The organism is Spirillospora albida (assembly GCF_000718255.1).
GTDB lineage: Bacteria > Actinomycetota > Actinomycetes > Streptosporangiales > Streptosporangiaceae > Spirillospora > Spirillospora albida.
On sequence record NZ_JOFJ01000078.1, the window covers coordinates 1 to 369 of the forward strand.

1 protein-coding gene is annotated in these 369 nt (G+C 65.9%); it reads left to right on the forward strand.

All coding sequences use genetic code 11. The annotated features are described in order from the left end of the window. Positions 1 to 100: flagellin (locus tag IE99_RS33805; RefSeq protein WP_425423870.1), on the forward strand; the 100-nt coding region annotated here is incomplete at its 5' end. Between the last annotated feature and the right edge of the window lie 269 nt (positions 101 to 369).

Here is a 369-nt window from a genome sequence, read left to right on the forward strand (position 1 = left end):
GGTCAACTTCACCCGCAGCCAGATCCTGTCCCAGGCCGGCACCTCCATGCTGGCCCAGGCCAACCAGGGACCCCAGTCGGTCCTCAAGCTCCTCGGCTAGATCACCCCGCACGGGTGAGAGGCATCGCCAGAACGTGAAGGGGCGGCCGGCACCAGCCGGCCGCCCCTTTCGGCGATCGTGCGGGCGGGGACGGCTGGGCGGCGGACGATCTCCGGAAGAAGTCCGCCCGGAATCCTCAGCATCCGTCGGCACGTGTCGATGGGGAGCCTGTACCGGCCATGGATGGCCACTGGGACCCGTATCAAGGAGGAAGAATCATGGGTCTGCGTATCAATCAGAACATCGCGGCGATGAACTCGTACCGCAAC